Genomic DNA, 16,266 nt, shown 5'->3' with positions numbered 1-16,266 from the left:
AACTCAATTCCCAAACATCAGCGCAGTCAGCACAAAATCCAGCCCCAGAACCGCCAGCGACGCATGCACCACGGTGCGCGTAGTCGCCCGGCTAATCCCGGCGGAAGTGGGGATAGCGTCATAACCATTGAATAACGCAATCCAGGTTACCGTAATGGCGAATACCAGGCTCTTAATCAGGCAGTTCACCAGATCCATTCGCCAGTCGACGGCATTTTGCATCGCGGTCCAGAAAAAACCACCGTCAATGCCCTTCCAGCTCACGCCCACCAGCGCGCCACCCCAGATCCCCACCGCGACGAAGATAATCGTCAGCAGCGGCAGCGAAATGACGCCGGCCCAGAAACGGGGAGAAATGACGCGGCGCAGTGGGTCCACCGCCATCATCTCCATACTGGAGAGCTGTTCCGTGGCCCGCATCAGGCCAATCTCGGCGGTCAGCGCCGACCCGGCGCGACCGGCAAACAGCAGCGCGGCGACCACCGGCCCCAGCTCGCGCAGCAGCGACAGCGCCACCAGCATGCCAAGACTGGTCTCTGCGCTGTAGGTGGTTAAGACCAGATAACCCTGCAGCCCGAGCACCATACCGATAAACAGGCCCGATACAATGATAATCAGCATCGACAGAACGCCGACGTTGTAGAGTTGACGAACCAGCAGCGGCGCGTGCTTGCGAAACTCTGGTTTGCCGACAACGGCGTTGAACAGCATTAATCCGGCGCGTCCGAAGGTCGCGGTGGTTTTAATACCGCGATGGCCTAGCGCGGCCAGCGCATTAAACAGCATCAGTCGCTCAACTCCCTATGCCTAATAAATCATGGTGATAGTCGCCAGCCGGATAACGGAACGGCACCGGGCCGTCGGCAATACCATCAATGAACTGACGAACCCGAGGGTCGGCATTCTCCCGTAGCGACTGGGCGCTGCCGTGGGCGACAATCTTTTTATCCGCCACGATATACGCATAGTCTGCGATGCTCAGCACCTCAGGCACATCGTGCGAAACCACGATGCAGGTGACGCCCAGCGTGCTGTTGAGTTCAGAAATCAGCTTCACCAGCACGCCCATGGTGATGGGATCCTGCCCGACGAACGGTTCGTCGAACATAATGAGATCCGGCTCCAGGGCGATGGCCCTCGCCAGGGCGGCGCGGCGCGCCATGCCGCCGGAAAGCTCGGAGGGCATTAACTTCGCCGCACCGCGCAGCCCCACCGCCTCCAGCTTCATCATCACCGTCGTATGCAGCAGCGCAGGCGGCAGATGCGTATGTTCGCGCAGCGGGTAGGCGACGTTGTCAAAAACATTGAGGTCGGTAAACAGCGCCCCGGACTGGAACAGCATGCTCATCCGCTTACGCACCGTGTACAGACGTGAACGGGTCATCTGCGGCACGTTCTCGCCATCGAACAGGATCTCTCCCCTGTCCGGCGGGATCTGTCCGCCGATCAGGCGTAACAGGGTAGTCTTGCCGATCCCCGAAGGTCCCATAATCGCAGTAATTTTACCGCGCGGCACCGACAGCGAGATGTCGTCGAAGATCACGCGATCGCCGCGAGAAAAGCGGATACCGCGCACTTCAACTAAATTCGCCTGAGTTTGGCTCATAAAATCATCCTTACTAAGCACCTGATGGGCAAGCATCGCCCTTTCTTACGCCACAATCACAACATTTTTACAGAATCTTACCTGCACAGGTTAGCGAAAGCTGGCATTTGTTTTACTTTTGGCACGCATAAAGTCAAAATTAAGAATTCGTTACGCTGCGTAGGGATAACCCAGCGAGGCGACGATTATACCTGAAGAAAGGACTTTAGATGCTCTTAGCGACGGCTCTGTTAATTATTGGTTTATTGCTGGTTGTCTACAGCGCCGATCGTCTGGTCTATGCCGCCTCCATCCTTTGTCGCATGTTGGGGATCCCGCCGCTGATCATCGGTATGACGGTGGTGAGTATTGGCACCAGCCTGCCAGAGATCATGGTTTCCACCGCGGCCTCGCTGCATGGGCAGACCGATCTGGCGGTGGGCACCGCGCTCGGCTCCAATATCACCAATATTCTCCTGATCCTCGGTCTGGCTGCCTTACTCAGGCCATTTACCGTGCATTCTGATATTCTGCGCCGCGAATTACCGCTAATGTTGCTGGTCAGCGTGCTGGCGGGGCTGGTGCTCTATGATGGTCAACTGTCCCGTCTCGACGGCCTGTTTTTACTGGCGCTGGCGCTGCTATGGCTGCTGTTCACCATCAAGATCGCCCGTCTGGCGGAACGCCAGGGAAGCGATAGCCTGACCCGCGAACAGCTGGCGGAACTGCCGCGTGAAGGGTCGCTGCCGGTCGCTCTGCTGTGGTTAGGGGTGGCGATGATCGTCATGCCGATGGCCACCCGCATGGTGGTGGATAACAGCACGGTGCTGGCAAACTATTTTGCCATCAGCGAACTAACCGTCGGCCTGACGGTAGTGGCGATAGGCACCAGCCTGCCGGAGCTGGCCACCGCCATCGCCGGGGCGCGCAAAGGGGAAGATGACATTGCCATCGGCAATATCATCGGCGCGAATATCCTCAATATTGCGCTGGTGCTGGGTTTGCCGGCGCTGATCGCGCCGGGAGCCTTTGCGGCGGAAGCCTTTACCCGCGACTATGGCGTGATGTTGCTGGTCAGCCTGATCTTCGCGGTGCTGTGCTGGCGCCGTAGGCAGCAGCCGGGACGACTGGTTGGCGCGCTGCTGGTCAGTGGTTTTGTGGTTTGGTTGGCGATGCTGTTCTGGACAGCGCCGCTCTTCGTTGAATGACTCGGGATAACATCATGTCGCAAATAGATTTGCCCACGGATTTTGACTTTCAACAGGCCGGCCGTCAGGTGCTGGAAATTGAACGTGAAGGTCTGGCCCAGCTCGATCAATATATAAATGAAGATTTCACCCGCGCCTGCGAAACGATTTTCCGCTGCGGCGGGAAAGTCGTGGTGATGGGGATGGGCAAATCCGGCCATATTGGCCGCAAGATGGCGGCAACCTTCGCCAGTACCGGCACGTCGGCATTTTTTGTCCACCCTGGCGAAGCCGCGCACGGCGATTTGGGCATGGTTACGCCGCAGGACGTGGTGATTGCGCTGTCGAACTCCGGCGAATCGAACGAAATCCTCGCGCTGATCCCGGTCCTGAAACGCCAGCAGGTGAAGCTTATCTGCATCACCAGCCGGCCTGAAAGCAGCATGGCGCGCGCGGCGGATATTCATCTGTGCGTGAAAGTGCCGAAAGAGGCTTGTCCATTAGGGCTGGCCCCCACCTCCAGCACCACCGCCGCGCTGGTGATGGGCGATGCCCTCGCCGTCGCCCTGCTGGAGGCTCGCGGCTTTACCGCTGAGGATTTCGCTCTCTCGCATCCGGGCGGCGCACTCGGTCGTAAGCTGTTGCTGCGCGTCAATGATATTATGCATACCGGTGATGAGATCCCGCACGTCGGCCTGCAGGCCACCCTGCGCGATGCGCTGCTGGAAATCACTCGTAAAAATTTAGGTATGACCGCTATCTGCGATGACGACATGAACATCATCGGTATCTTTACCGACGGTGACCTGCGCCGGGTCTTCGACACCGGCGTCGATATGCGCGATGCCAGCATTGCCGACGTCATGACCCGGGGAGGGATCCGCATCCGTCCCGGCACCCTCGCGGTGGATGCGCTAAACCTGATGCAATCCCGTCATATCACCTGCGTGCTGGTTGCCGATGGCGACCATCTGCTGGGTGTGGTACATATGCACGATCTCCTGCGCGCGGGCGTAGTGTAAGTAAGGAAAAAATAATGAATAATGCTGATGCTCAGTTAGCGACCTGCTATGGGCCGGTAAGCCAGATGTTTCTCGATCGCGCGGCTAAGATCCGTCTACTGATCCTCGATGTCGACGGTGTATTATCCGACGGGCTTATCTATATGGGTAATCACGGCGAGGAGCTGAAAGCGTTCAACGTCCGCGATGGCTATGGTATCCGCTGCGCGCTGACCTCTGGCATTGAAGTGGCGATTATTACCGGACGAAAAGCTAAACTGGTAGAAGATCGCTGTCAGACGCTGGGCATTACGCATTTGTATCAGGGGCAGTCGGACAAGCTGCTGGCGTTCCGCGATCTCATTGACAAACTGAGCGTGCGGCCAGAGGAAGTCGCCTACATCGGCGACGATCTGATTGACTGGCCGGTGATGGCCGAAGTGGGCCTCAGCGTCGCCGTCGCGGATGCGCATCCGCTGCTGCTGCCGCGCGCCGATTACATCACCCGGATTAATGGCGGACGCGGCGCGGTACGCGAAGTCTGCGATTTGTTACTATTGGCGCAGGGCAAGCTGGATGAGGCCAAAGGGCAATCAATATGAGTAAAACCAGACGTTGGGTTATCATTTTACTGTCGCTGCTTGCGCTGATCCTCATCGGCCTGAATCTGGCGAATACGGACGACACGGCCCAGCCGGAGGTCAATCCCAACGACCCGACGTATAAAAGCGAACACACTGACACCGTGGTGTACAGTCCGGAAGGCGCCCTGAGCTATCGGCTGATCGCCGAGCACGTGGAGTATTTTTCCGATCAGGAGGTCTCCTGGTTTACCAAACCGGTGATGACCACCTTTGATACCAATAAGGTGCCGACCTGGTCAGTCAGGGCTGATAAAGCGAAGCTGACAAATGACCGGATGCTCTATCTTTACGGGCACGTTGAGGTGAATGCGCTCGCGCCAGACTCTCAACTGCGCAAAATTACGACGGATAACGCCCAGATAAATCTGGTAACGCAGGACGTTACCTCCGATGACATGGTGACGTTATACGGCACCACATTTAATTCCAGCGGCCTGAAAATGCGTGGAAACCTTCGCAGCAAAAATGCCGAGCTGATTGAAAAGGTGAGAACCTCTTATGAAATTCAGAACAAACAAACTCAGCCTTAAGATTGCGCTCGCCGGCGCGTTACTGGCCGCCAGCCTGCCGGCCCTCGCCAAGACGGGCGATACCGATCAGCCGATCCATATCGAATCCGATCAGCAGTCGCTGGATATGCAGGGCAACGTCGTCACCTTCACCGGTAACGTGGTCGTGACTCAGGGGACGATCAAGATTAACGCTGATAAAGTGGTAGTCACCCGTCCGGGCAATGAAAAAGGCAAAGAGGTGATCGAAGGTTTCGGTAACCCGGCCACCTTCTACCAGATGCAGGATAACGGCAAACCGGTAAAAGGCCGGGCGTCGAAAATGCGCTATGAGCTGCAGAACGATTACGTCGTGCTGACCGGCAACGCGTACCTTGAACAGCTCGACAGTAACATCAAGGGCGACAAGATCACCTATCTGGTGAAAGAGCAAAAAATGCAGGCCTTCAGCGACAAAGGTCGACGCGTCACCACCGTTCTGGTGCCGTCCGAGCTGCAGGACAAAAGCGGCAACCAGCAAAAGAAGAGTAACTAATCCGTTATGGCAACCTTAACTGCGAAGAATCTCGCTAAAGCGTATAAAGGCCGCCGCGTGGTGGAAGATGTCAGTCTCACCGTTAACTCGGGGGAGATTGTCGGCTTGCTCGGCCCCAACGGCGCCGGTAAAACCACCACCTTCTACATGGTGGTCGGGATTGTGCCGCGCGACGCGGGCAATATCATCATTGATGACGAAGACATCAGCCTGCTGCCACTGCACGCGCGCGCGCGCCGGGGGATCGGCTATCTGCCGCAGGAAGCCTCGATTTTCCGTCGCCTGAGCGTCTATGACAACCTCATGGCGGTCCTGCAGATCCGTGACGATTTGAGCAGCGAACAGCGGGAAGATCGCGCCAAAGAGCTGATGGAAGAGTTTCATATTGAGCACCTGCGCGACAGCCTCGGTCAGGCGCTCTCCGGTGGCGAACGCCGCCGCGTCGAAATCGCCCGCGCGCTGGCGGCAAACCCGAAATTTATTCTTCTGGATGAACCCTTTGCCGGCGTGGATCCGATCTCGGTTATCGATATCAAACGCATCATTGAGCATTTGCGCGACAGCGGCCTCGGCGTACTGATTACCGATCATAACGTCAGAGAGACGCTCGCCGTCTGCGAACGCGCGTATATTGTCAGTCAGGGACACCTTATCGCTCATGGTACACCGCAGCAGATCCTCGAAGATGAGCAGGTTAAGCGCGTGTATCTTGGGGAAGACTTCAGACTCTGATAGGGTAGAGGTTACAGACGTTTTAGCCGGAGATATTTACCCTGAACATGAAGCAAGGTTTGCAATTAAGGCTTAGCCAACAGCTTGCCATGACGCCGCAGCTGCAGCAGGCGATTCGTTTGCTGCAGTTGTCCACGTTAGAACTCCAGCAAGAGCTCCAGCAAGCGCTGGAAAGTAACCCGTTGCTTGAGCAAACCGATCTTCACGACGAGGTAGAGGCGAAAGAGGTGGAGGACCGCGAGTCTCTCGATACCGTCGACGCGCTTGAGCAAAAAGAGATGCCCGACGAGCTTCCTCTCGATGCCAGCTGGGATGAAATCTATACCGCCGGTACGCCGTCAGGCAACGGCGTGGACTATCAGGACGACGAACTCCCCGTTTATCAAGGCGAGACCACCCAGACGCTGCAGGATTACCTGATGTGGCAGGTCGAGCTGACGCCCTTCACCGATACCGACCGCGCCATCGCCACCTCCATTGTCGACGCCGTCGACGATACGGGCTACCTCACCGTTCAGATTGAAGATATCGTCGACAGCATCGGCGATGAGGAGATCGGCCTCGAAGAAGTGGAAGCCGTCCTGAAGCGCATCCAGCGTTTCGATCCGGTTGGCGTCGCGGCGAAAGATCTGCGCGACTGCCTGCTGATCCAGCTCTCGCAGTTCGCCAAAGAGACGCCATGGCTGGAAGAGGCCCGGCTGATTATCAGCGATCATCTCGATCTTCTGGCCAACCATGATTTCCGCACCCTGATGCGGGTGACCCGCCTGAAAGAAGAGGTGCTGAAAGAGGCGGTAAATCTGATCCAGTCCCTGGATCCCCGTCCTGGCCAGTCCATTCAAACCAGCGAACCGGAATATGTCATTCCCGACGTGCTGGTGCGCAAGGTCAGCGGCCGCTGGACCGTGGAGCTCAACGCCGACAGCATTCCACGGCTGAAAATTAATCAGCAGTATGCGGCAATGGGCAACAGCGCCCGCAATGACGCCGACGGCCAGTTCATTCGCAGCAATCTTCAGGAAGCCCGCTGGCTGATCAAAAGTCTTGAAAGCCGCAACGATACCCTGCTTCGCGTCAGCCGCTGCATCGTAGAACAGCAGCAGGCTTTTTTCGAACAGGGTGAAGAGTATATGAAGCCGATGGTGCTGGCCGATATCGCCCAGGCCGTCGAGATGCATGAATCGACAATTTCCCGTGTCACCACGCAAAAATATCTGCACAGTCCGCGCGGTATTTTTGAACTGAAGTATTTCTTCTCCAGCCATGTTAATACCGAAGGCGGCGGCGAAGCCTCGTCGACGGCGATTCGCGCGCTGGTGAAGAAACTCATCGCCGCGGAAAACCCCGCGAAGCCGTTGAGCGACAGTAAGCTCACCTCCATGTTGTCCGAGCAGGGTATCATGGTCGCGCGCCGCACTGTCGCGAAGTACAGAGAGTCTTTATCCATCCCGCCGTCAAACCAGCGTAAACAACTGGTCTGACACAACCGATAAGGAAGACACTATGCAGCTCAACATTACAGGACACAACGTCGAGATCACTCCCGCGATGCGCGACTTCGTCACGGCGAAGTTCAGCAAGCTGGAACAATTTTTCGACCGGATCAATCAGGTCTATATTGTGTTAAAAGTAGAGAAAGTGACGCAAATTGCGGACGCGAATCTGCATGTCAACGGTGGCGAAATCCATGCCAGTGCGGAAGGGCAGGATATGTATGCGGCTGTCGATGGTCTTATCGACAAGCTGGCAAGGCAGTTAACGAAGCATAAAGATAAACTAAAACAACACTAATTGTCCGGGCCCCCCTGCGTCCGCCGTCAGTTAACATCGGCGACGGGCGCGGGGGCGCTCAGGTGAAATTATGATGAACAACGATTCGGCTCTACAACTGAGCAACGTCCTGAACCAGGAATGTACCCGTAGCCAGGTTCACTGCCAGAGCAAGAAGCGTGCTCTGGAAATCATTAGCGAACTGGCCGCCAAGCAGTTAAGTTTGCCGCCGCAGGTGGTGTTCGAAGCGATCCTCACCCGCGAAAAAATGGGCAGTACCGGGATTGGCAATGGTATCGCCATTCCCCACGGAAAACTGGAAGAGGATACGCTGCGTGCTGTCGGCGTTTTTGTCCAGCTGGAAACCCCCATCGCCTTCGACGCGATCGACAATCAGCCTGTCGACCTGCTGTTCGCGCTGCTGGTGCCGGCCGATCAGACAAAAACCCACCTGCATACGCTCTCCCTGGTGGCCAAACGGCTGGCCGACAAAGCGATTTGTCGTCGCCTGCGCGCGGCGCAGAGCGATGAAGAGTTGTATGAGATCATCACCGAAGCAGGAAGCAGCGATGACGCATAACGGCAGTCGCACCTTATCCTTTATCGTACTGAGGAGAAACGGTACATGGTACTGATGATCGTCAGCGGCCGCTCGGGCTCGGGTAAATCCGTCGCTCTGCGAGCGCTGGAAGATATGGGCTTTTACTGCGTGGATAACCTGCCGGTCGTGCTGCTGCCCGATCTGGCACGGTCGCTGGCTGACCGCAATATTTCGGCGGCCGTCAGCATCGACGTGCGGAACATGCCGGAATCACCGGAGATCTTCGAGCAGGCCATGAAAAACCTGCCGGAGTGCTTTTCGCCGCAGCTGCTGTTTCTCGATGCCGATCGCAACACGCTGATCCGTCGATACAGCGACACCCGTCGCCTGCATCCGCTGTCGAGCAAGAATTTGTCGCTGGAAAGCGCCATCGACGAAGAGAGCGATCTGCTGGAGCCCCTGCGCTCGCGGGCCGACCTGATTGTCGATACCTCAGAGATGTCGGTTCACGAGCTGGCGGAAATGTTGCGCACCCGGCTGCTGGGTAAACGTGAACGCGAACTGACCATGGTCTTCGAATCCTTCGGCTTTAAGCACGGTATCCCGATCGATGCCGATTACGTCTTTGACGTGCGCTTTCTGCCAAACCCGCACTGGGATCCGAAGCTGCGTCCTATGACCGGTCTGGATAAACCGGTGGCCGCCTTCCTCGATCGGCACACCGAAGTGCACAACTTTATTTACCAGACCCGGAGCTATCTTGAGCTATGGTTACCGATGCTGGAGACCAACAATCGCAGCTATCTGACGGTGGCCATTGGCTGTACCGGCGGTAAACATCGTTCGGTTTATATTGCTGAACAACTGGCTGACTACTTCCGCTCGCGCGGCAAAAACGTACAGTCTCGTCATCGGACGCTGGAAAAACGTAAATCATGACCGTAAAGCAGACCGTTGAAATCACCAATAAGCTGGGCATGCACGCCCGCCCGGCGATGAAGCTGTTCGAACTAATGCAGAATTTCGATGCCGAGGTGTTGCTGCGCAATGATGAAGGCACGGAGGCGGAAGCCAACAGCGTCATTGCCCTGCTGATGCTGGACTCGGCGAAAGGACGGCAGATAGAGGTGGAGGCCAGCGGTCCGCAGGAAGTGGAAGCCCTCGCCGCGGTGATTGCCCTGTTTAATGCCGGGTTTGACGAAGATTAAACGTGATGCTTCCCGGCGACGGACGACTGGCGACTGTACCAGCCCCGGCGCCGGATTAACCCGCTAATAGAGCTTATGCTCACGCATGAACCCTTCCCCACCCAGCTGTCGCATCTGACGTAAGATCCAGGCCTGGCGGTTGCGCACATAGCCCGAAGGCGCGTCGGCGCGATAGCGGATCGGGTTTGGCAGCACCGCGGCCAGCAGAGCCGCTTCCCCCGGCGTCAACTGGCTGGCGGGCTTATGAAAATAGCGCTGGGCGGCCGCTTCCACGCCAAAAATCCCATCGCCAAACTCGGCAATATTCAGGTAGACGGTCAGGATCCGCTTTTTACTCCACACGGTTTCCATGCCGACGGTCAACCCGGCTTCCAGCCCCTTGCGCAGCCAGCTACGTCCATCCCACAGAAACAGGTTTTTCGCCGTCTGCTGCGACAGCGTTGATGCGCCGCGAATGCGGGTATCGTGACGCTCATTGTGCGCCAGCGCCTTTTCTATCGCCGGGACGTCAAACCCCCAGTGTTCCGGGAACTTCTGATCTTCGGCGGCAATCACCGCCAGCCCCATCCACGGGGAGATGTTATCCATGGCGACCCAGTCGGAGTGCGCCAGATAGTGGACATCTCCGGACAGCCAGGCGCTAACCTGCCGCTCAAGCATGACCGCCGAAAAGGGCACCGGCAGCACGCTAAACAGCGCGATCCCCCCGCCCCAGAAGACGGCGGCGATCAGCAGCAGACGCAGCGCCAGTCGTTTAAGCAGCGCAAAGGGCGCAATGCGGAGCTTCATGCGCTCAGCGCCAGCACGCGGGCGACCAGTTTTTCGATCCCGGTAGCGGCTTGCGCAATATTCTCCGCCAGCATATACGCCGGAGTGGTAACCACTTTGTTCTCTTCATCCACCACGATGTCGTCGACCGGGCAAGGCACATGCTCCGCCCCCATCTCCTCCACCACATCGGCGGTGTCGAGATCGGTCCCGATAGTCATTCGCAGCGGAAACGCAAAGATCTTCGGCAGCAGCGCCGGAGCGATGCACATAAAGCCCAGCGGCTTGCCGGCCTGATGCATCGCCAGCGTCAGGGCCCGCAGGTCGCGGTCCACCTCGCATTCGCTGCCCTCGGCGGCGAAGCTGCTTAAGTTTTTCGCCGCGCCGAAGCCGCCGGGGACGATCAGCGCGTCCAGCGTCTCCTCACGCGCCTGCGCCAGCGGCAGGATGTCGCCGCGGGCGATGCGCGCCGCTTCAACCAGCACGTTGCGTTGCTCGGTCAACGGTTCGCCCGTCAGATGGTTGATGACGTCGCGCTGCGGTTTATCGGGCGCAAAGCAGACCGCCTGCGCGCCGTTGCGCGCGATCGCCAGCAGGGTAATCACTGCCTCATGAATTTCACTGCCGTCGTACACGCCGCAGCCGCTCAGTACCACACCAATTTTTTTCATCGCCTTCGCTCCTCCATGCAACTCGCTGAAACCAGTCAAAAATGTCGATTTACTCGCTATGCTTCACATATTTTACTGATTCATGTAACAAATTAGTTAAGCTTTGCTATCTTAATGAGCGAGCAATCCACTTCTCAGGTTGCGCCACGTAACAACATCACTCAAATCACACTGGCTCAACCACCAGTTCCCTGGTGTTGGCGCAGTATTCGCGCACCCCGGTCTGTCCGGGGTCATTTTTTCCCGGCCTTCGCCACCCACGCCTTCAGAACCGCCACGTCGTTTTGCCACTCGGATTTCATCTCTTCAACCCATTCAGCGACATTATCAGACCAGGCAGGCAGGTCCGGCGTCTGGATCTGCTGACCCAGCTGCTGGATGTGGCGCAGGCCAATAGAGCCCGCAGCCCCTTTGATCTTATGCCCCTCTTCGACGATCCCTTTTTGATCCCGGGCGGTGAGATTAGACTCAAGGACGGACATATAGCCCGGCATCATCTTCTCAAACACCGCGAGGCCATCGTTGATAAGCTTCGGTCCCACCAGTTCGATATATTGCTCAAGCATATCGGTATCCAGCACCGCATCGGCTTTATGCCGATCGGTCGCCGGCGCTTCCTGCGCCTCCTCTTCCGGCGCATCCCAGAATTTTTTAATCATGGCTGTCAGTGCAGGCACCGATAGCGGCTTGCTCAGCACATCGTCCATGCCGGCATCCAGATACTCTTTCTTATTCTTCAGCACGTTGGCGGTCAGGGCCACCAGCGGCGGCAGCTCATCCGCGGCAAAATTCTGTTTTAGCTGACGAGAAATATCCAGTCCCGTCATATCCGGCAGCTGGATATCCAGCAGCACCAGGTCGTACTCGCCAGGCTCAAACATCTCCAGCGCGGCTTTGCCGGTCATCGCGACATCCACGCTGTTGCCCAGCTTTTCCAGCACCGAGCGCGCCACAATGACGTTGAGCTCAATATCTTCCACCAGCAGGACGTTGAGCGCCGGTAATGGCATGTCGTCTTCCGCCAGCGTATCTTCCACTTCTTCCGCAATGGCAGGCGCATGGACGGTGAGCGTAAAGGTCGCCCCTTTACCCGGCTGGCTGGTGACGCTGATATCGCCGCCCATATTGCGCGCCAGGCGACGCGATACGGCGAGGCCAATCCCGGTGCCGGTGGCGGGTTTGCCGCCGTGGCTGTCTTTGACCTGGTAATACATGGCGAATATTTTGTCCTGCTCCGCTTCAGGAATACCAATCCCGGAGTCTTCCACTTCGAAGTGCAGGATATCGCCTTCGTCATAGCGCACGCGGACGTTCACCCCTCCGCCCTGTGGGGTAAACTTCACGGCGTTGCTGATAAGATTCCACAGGATCTGCCGCAGGCGGGTGCCATCGGTGATCACCTTGTGCGGCAGCGGCAGGCTCGGCTCCAGCACAAAGCGCAGTCCCTTCTGCTGCGCCTGCAGACCGGAAAGGTTTTCCAGGTCGGCAAGGAAGCTGGTGAAGTCCACCGGCTGGTTATCGAGCTGCACCTTACGGCGCTCCATTTTATCCATATCGATAATATCATTGAAGATATTCCCCAGCGTCACCGCTGAGACATGGATGGTTTTCAGGTATTTTTCCTGCTCGCTGGTCAGTTCGGTATCCAGCAAAATTCGGCTCAGCCCGACAATCCCGTTCAGCGGGGTACGCAGCTCATGGCTGATGGTGGAGATGAAGGTGGTTTTATCCCGGCTGGCGCGTTCGAGGGCGTCCTGATAGCGTTTTCGTTCGGTGATATCGCGTCCGAAGCCCATCAGACCACGACGCTTACCGACGCGATCGTAGTACGGGACCTTGCGGATTTCGAAGCACGCTTTACGGCCATCGGGATAGTCCAGCCACTGCTCATAGGTCAGCGATACATTGTGGCGGAACACCTTCTCATCGGTTTCCAGCACCTTTTCCGCCGCCTCTTCGCTATAGACATCCTGCGGTTTGAGGTGGATCAGCTGTTTCTCGCTTTTGCCGGTCAGCAGCTCCATCGCCCGGTTACAGCCGGAAAACTCTTTATCCTCATTGCGGTAGAAGACCAGGTCCGGGGAGGCATCGAGGAAAGAGCGCAGAAAGGAGGATTGCTGTTCGAGCTGGATCTGCGTCTCTTCACGCTCTTTCATCTCGATCTTCAGCTGCTCGAGGGTGGTCTCACGCTCGGCTTCCGCCTTTTCACGTTCGCCAATCTCCTGATTCAACTGCGCGATATTGTCTTTCAGCTGCACGTTCAGCTTCAGATCGCGCTCACGCATCTCCTCCAGTTTCTCCACCAGCCGCGAAAGACGCTGGCGGGACTCTTCAAGCTGCTCCACCACCACCGAGAGAAAATAGACCGCCCACGGGGTGATCAGTAGACCGAAGAAGATAGAGCGGATAACGTCGATGCTTTCAACCTGGCCATGCAGCACCATGGTGACCGCCATCTGTACCACGATGGCCAGCACCACCAGCGCAAGTGCCAACAGCATTGAAAAGCGGACCAGACCCAGCTTCATCATCAGGTCGACATAATACTGCGCCAGCATACGAATTTGCTTCATAGGGGATTCCTTCACGACAACTCCGCACAATAATACTCAATTCTGAGCAATGCGCTGTAAGTTGTGCAAAAAATGCGGGAAGGAGCCGATATGACGGCTGGCCGCCGAGGCGAACCAGCCGCGAAAAAGAGGCATGGTCAGGAAGGGGTTAGCGCTTGCTTAGCGCCTCCCAGAGACCTTTGAGGTAGGTCACCCCGAGTGCGCGATCGTATAAACCATAGCCCGGGCGTCCGGTCTCTCCCCAGATAAAGCGGCCATGATCCGGGCGTATATAGCCGTCGAAGCCGTTGTCGTGCAACGCTTGCATCACCTTGTACATATCCAGGGAGCCGTATTCTGACGGATGGGCGCACTCGTAAAAGTCTTTATCCTGCATCAGTTTAATATTGCGGACGTGGGCAAAATGGATCCGCTTGCGGCGGGTAAACTCAGCCAGAATAGCGTATACGTCGTTATCCGGATCTTCGGCAATCGAGCCGGTGCAGAGGGTGATGCCGTTGGCGGGTGAATCGACAGCCCGGCAGATCCAGTCCAGATCGTCGCGGTTTTTGACCACCCGCGGCAGGCCAAATATCGAGTACGGCGGATCGTCAGGGTGGATCGCCATTTTCACGCCCACCTCTTCGCAAACCGGGATCACCGCCTGCAGAAAATAGACCAGGTTCTCCCGCAGCTTATGGTCATCCACCGCGCTATATTTGGCAAACAGGGTCTGCACTTCCGCCAGCCGTTCCGGCTCCCAGCCCGGCAACGCGAAGCCGTTTGAATTCTCAAGCACCTCCTTCACCACGTCTTCCAGCCGCTTATCGATATCTTTCTTCTCAAAAGCCATCGTCAACGAGCCATCCGGCAGGACGTAGTTCATATCCGTCTTCATCCAGTCGAACACCGGCATGAAGTTATAGCAGATGACTTTGACGCCGAAGCGGGCAAGGTGGCGAATGGTCTGCTGATAGTTGGCAATATAGCGGTCACGAGAAGGGAGGCCGATTTTGATGTCGTCATGGATGTTGACGCTCTCTATCACCTCCATTTTCAGGCCTGCGGCATGGGCCTGGCTGACCAGACGCTCAATTTTATCCTCCGGCCATACCTCGCCCACCGCGACGTCATAGAGCGCGCCGACCACCCCCTCCACGCCGGGGACCTGGCGTATATGCTCTAATGAAACCTTATCTTCCTCTGGTCCAAACCAGCGCATTGTCATCTGCATCGTCATCACCTGCTCAACATAGTTTAATTTCACCCTACTACCATACCAGTAATCATAATTGATTGAGCCTTAACTGTCGTGATGGCGATCACATTCCTGCTGACCGGCTCGCCGGTGAGGTCGCTTTCGCTACATTCATAATTTTTCTCAATTTATTTCAATAGATTAATCATTGCCGGGCTTTTTCTGACAACCTTCGCCAAATGTGATCCAGAGCTAGTTATGATCAATTGCATACTTGTATGGTAATAAAAGTCACGATATTTGTTCAGAAAACAGACAAGGGAAGGAACAGAAATGAGAAGCGTCGTTGTCAAAGAGCCAGGCCAACTGAACATCGAATCACGTCCGGTTCCCGCTCCGGGCGCCCACGAAGTCCGGGTGAAAATCGCCTTTGCCGGGATCTGCGGTTCCGATGTGCATATCTATCAGGGCCACAACCCCTTCGCGAAATATCCCCGCGTGATCGGCCATGAATTCTTCGGCATCATCGATGCCGTCGGCGAACAGGTCTCTCCGGCACGCATCGGCGAGCGCGTCGCAGTCGACCCTGTCGTCAGCTGCGGCCAGTGTTATCCCTGCTCGGTGGGGCGGCCGAATGTCTGTGCGCAGCTCCAGGTCATCGGGGTTCACCGCGACGGCGGATTCAGCGACTACGCCTGCGTGCCGGCGAAAAACGCCTGGCGCATTCCGGAAGCCATCAGCGATCGTCAGGCGACGATGGTTGAGCCTTTTACCATTGCGGCAAACATTACCGCCCAGCTGCAGCCCACGGCGCAGGATATCGCCCTGATCTACGGCGCAGGTCCGATGGGTCTGACGGTGATCCAGGCGCTGAAGGGGGTGTATGGCGTTAAGCATGTGATCGTCGTGGACCGCATTGCCGAACGTCTGCAGATGGCGCGGGACAATGGCGCCGATCTGACGTTGGATAACACTCACCAGCCGCTGGCGGAACAGCTGGCGCAGCGGCAGATAGCCCCCACGCTGGTCATCGATGCCGCCTGCCACCCGGCGATCCTTCAGGAGGCCATTCTCCTCGCCTCTCCCGCCGCACGCATCGGCATACTCGGCTTCTCCGGCGAGGCGTCCACCCTCACCCAGCAAAGCATCACCAGTAAAGAGATCTCCATTTTCTCCTCCCGGCTGAACAGCGGACGTTTTCCGCTGGTCATCGACTGGATGGAGAAAGGCCTTATCCAGCCTGAGGCGTTAATCACCCACTGCATGCCGCTGGAGCAGGTAAAAGAGGCTATGGAGATTTTTGCCAACGATCGGAAAACCTGCTGCAAGGTATTGCTGCAGCTGGGGTAAATGCTAAATAACGGG

18 protein-coding genes are annotated in these 16,266 nt (G+C 57.0%); 12 read left to right on the top strand and 6 right to left on the bottom strand.

Annotated features, from left to right (window positions below):
* Positions 1–3 precede the first annotated feature (3 nt).
* Entirely contained in the window at positions 4–786 is a 783-nt protein-coding gene (gene mlaE / locus QLG03_RS12895; protein ID WP_004150949.1) for a lipid asymmetry maintenance ABC transporter permease subunit MlaE, read from the bottom strand.
* 7 nt (positions 787–793) lie between these two features.
* On the bottom strand, positions 794–1,606 hold the full coding sequence (mlaF, locus tag QLG03_RS12890) for a phospholipid ABC transporter ATP-binding protein MlaF (RefSeq protein WP_004206196.1): 813 nt from the start codon (positions 1,604–1,606) through the stop codon (positions 794–796).
* 209 nt (positions 1,607–1,815) lie between these two features.
* Between mlaF and QLG03_RS12885 the strand changes: the two genes are divergently transcribed.
* The 11 genes from QLG03_RS12885 to npr all read left to right on the top strand — a co-directional run bounded on the left by QLG03_RS12885 (position 1,816) and on the right by npr (position 9,712).
* Complete coding sequence (locus QLG03_RS12885) at positions 1,816–2,793, top strand: calcium/sodium antiporter (RefSeq protein ID WP_044524837.1); 978 nt, start codon at positions 1,816–1,818, stop codon at positions 2,791–2,793.
* A gap of 14 nt (positions 2,794–2,807) precedes the next feature.
* Entirely contained in the window at positions 2,808–3,794 is a 987-nt protein-coding gene (kdsD, locus tag QLG03_RS12880; protein WP_023291128.1) for an arabinose-5-phosphate isomerase KdsD, read from the top strand.
* Between the two features lie 14 nt (positions 3,795–3,808).
* Positions 3,809–4,375 carry a 3-deoxy-manno-octulosonate-8-phosphatase KdsC gene (gene kdsC, locus QLG03_RS12875; RefSeq protein WP_087848553.1) on the top strand — a complete coding sequence of 189 codons (567 nt, stop codon included), beginning with the start codon at positions 3,809–3,811 and terminating at the stop codon, positions 4,373–4,375.
* On the top strand, positions 4,372–4,947 hold the full coding sequence (gene lptC / locus QLG03_RS12870; protein ID WP_002918413.1) for an LPS export ABC transporter periplasmic protein LptC: 576 nt from the start codon (positions 4,372–4,374) through the stop codon (positions 4,945–4,947). The genes kdsC and lptC overlap by 4 nt, the downstream gene beginning before the upstream one ends.
* Positions 4,916–5,461 (top strand): lipopolysaccharide ABC transporter substrate-binding protein LptA, encoded by a 546-nt coding sequence (gene lptA / locus QLG03_RS12865; RefSeq protein ID WP_002918415.1) that lies wholly within the window; start codon positions 4,916–4,918, stop codon positions 5,459–5,461. Before lptC ends, lptA begins: the two co-directional genes overlap by 32 nt.
* A gap of 6 nt (positions 5,462–5,467) precedes the next feature.
* Positions 5,468–6,193, top strand: a complete 726-nt coding sequence (gene lptB / locus QLG03_RS12860; protein WP_004206203.1) for an LPS export ABC transporter ATP-binding protein — start codon at positions 5,468–5,470, stop codon at positions 6,191–6,193.
* A 47-nt stretch (positions 6,194–6,240) separates the two neighbouring features.
* Positions 6,241–7,674, top strand: a complete 1,434-nt coding sequence (gene rpoN / locus QLG03_RS12855) for an RNA polymerase factor sigma-54 (RefSeq protein WP_004206204.1) — start codon at positions 6,241–6,243, stop codon at positions 7,672–7,674.
* Positions 7,675–7,696: 22 nt separating this feature from the next.
* Positions 7,697–7,984, top strand: a complete 288-nt coding sequence (gene hpf / locus QLG03_RS12850) for a ribosome hibernation promoting factor (protein WP_004206206.1) — start codon at positions 7,697–7,699, stop codon at positions 7,982–7,984.
* 70 nt (positions 7,985–8,054) lie between these two features.
* Positions 8,055–8,543, top strand: a complete 489-nt coding sequence (gene ptsN, locus QLG03_RS12845; protein ID WP_004144926.1) for a PTS IIA-like nitrogen regulatory protein PtsN — start codon at positions 8,055–8,057, stop codon at positions 8,541–8,543.
* Between the two features lie 45 nt (positions 8,544–8,588).
* A complete protein-coding gene (gene rapZ, locus QLG03_RS12840; RefSeq protein WP_004206208.1) occupies positions 8,589–9,443 on the top strand; it encodes an RNase adapter RapZ in 855 nt (284 codons plus the stop codon).
* Positions 9,440–9,712: a PTS phosphocarrier protein NPr gene (gene npr, locus QLG03_RS12835; protein ID WP_002918431.1), complete on the top strand. Its 273-nt coding sequence runs from the start codon at positions 9,440–9,442 to the stop codon at positions 9,710–9,712. The genes rapZ and npr overlap by 4 nt, the downstream gene beginning before the upstream one ends.
* Before the next feature lie 63 nt (positions 9,713–9,775).
* On the opposite strand, the gene mtgA is transcribed toward npr, so the two are convergent.
* The 4 genes from mtgA to uxuA form a co-directional block, all read right to left on the bottom strand.
* A complete protein-coding gene (gene mtgA / locus QLG03_RS12830) occupies positions 9,776–10,501 on the bottom strand; it encodes a monofunctional biosynthetic peptidoglycan transglycosylase (RefSeq protein WP_023291131.1) in 726 nt (241 codons plus the stop codon).
* Positions 10,498–11,151, bottom strand: coding sequence for an isoprenoid biosynthesis glyoxalase ElbB (gene elbB / locus QLG03_RS12825; RefSeq protein WP_023291132.1), 654 nt, complete (start codon positions 11,149–11,151; stop codon positions 10,498–10,500). The genes mtgA and elbB overlap by 4 nt, the downstream gene beginning before the upstream one ends.
* Positions 11,152–11,384: 233 nt before the next feature.
* The gene (gene arcB / locus QLG03_RS12820) at positions 11,385–13,724 is read right to left on the bottom strand and encodes an aerobic respiration two-component sensor histidine kinase ArcB (RefSeq protein WP_064155360.1); all 2,340 of its coding nucleotides are present in this window, start codon (positions 13,722–13,724) and stop codon (positions 11,385–11,387) included.
* A gap of 148 nt (positions 13,725–13,872) precedes the next feature.
* On the bottom strand, positions 13,873–14,937 hold the full coding sequence (gene uxuA / locus QLG03_RS12815; protein WP_025999212.1) for a mannonate dehydratase: 1,065 nt from the start codon (positions 14,935–14,937) through the stop codon (positions 13,873–13,875).
* Positions 14,938–15,234: 297 nt separating this feature from the next.
* On the opposite strand from uxuA, the gene QLG03_RS12810 reads away from it, so the two are divergent.
* Entirely contained in the window at positions 15,235–16,251 is a 1,017-nt protein-coding gene (locus tag QLG03_RS12810) for a Zn-dependent oxidoreductase (protein ID WP_255988878.1), read from the top strand.
* Positions 16,252–16,266 lie beyond the last annotated feature (15 nt).

The sequence above is a fragment of the Klebsiella sp. V115_8 genome (assembly GCF_029967715.1).
GTDB lineage: Bacteria > Pseudomonadota > Gammaproteobacteria > Enterobacterales > Enterobacteriaceae > Klebsiella > Klebsiella quasipneumoniae.
Note: the sequence above shows the minus strand (reverse complement) of the source record. Positions and strands in the feature narration are given on the sequence as shown.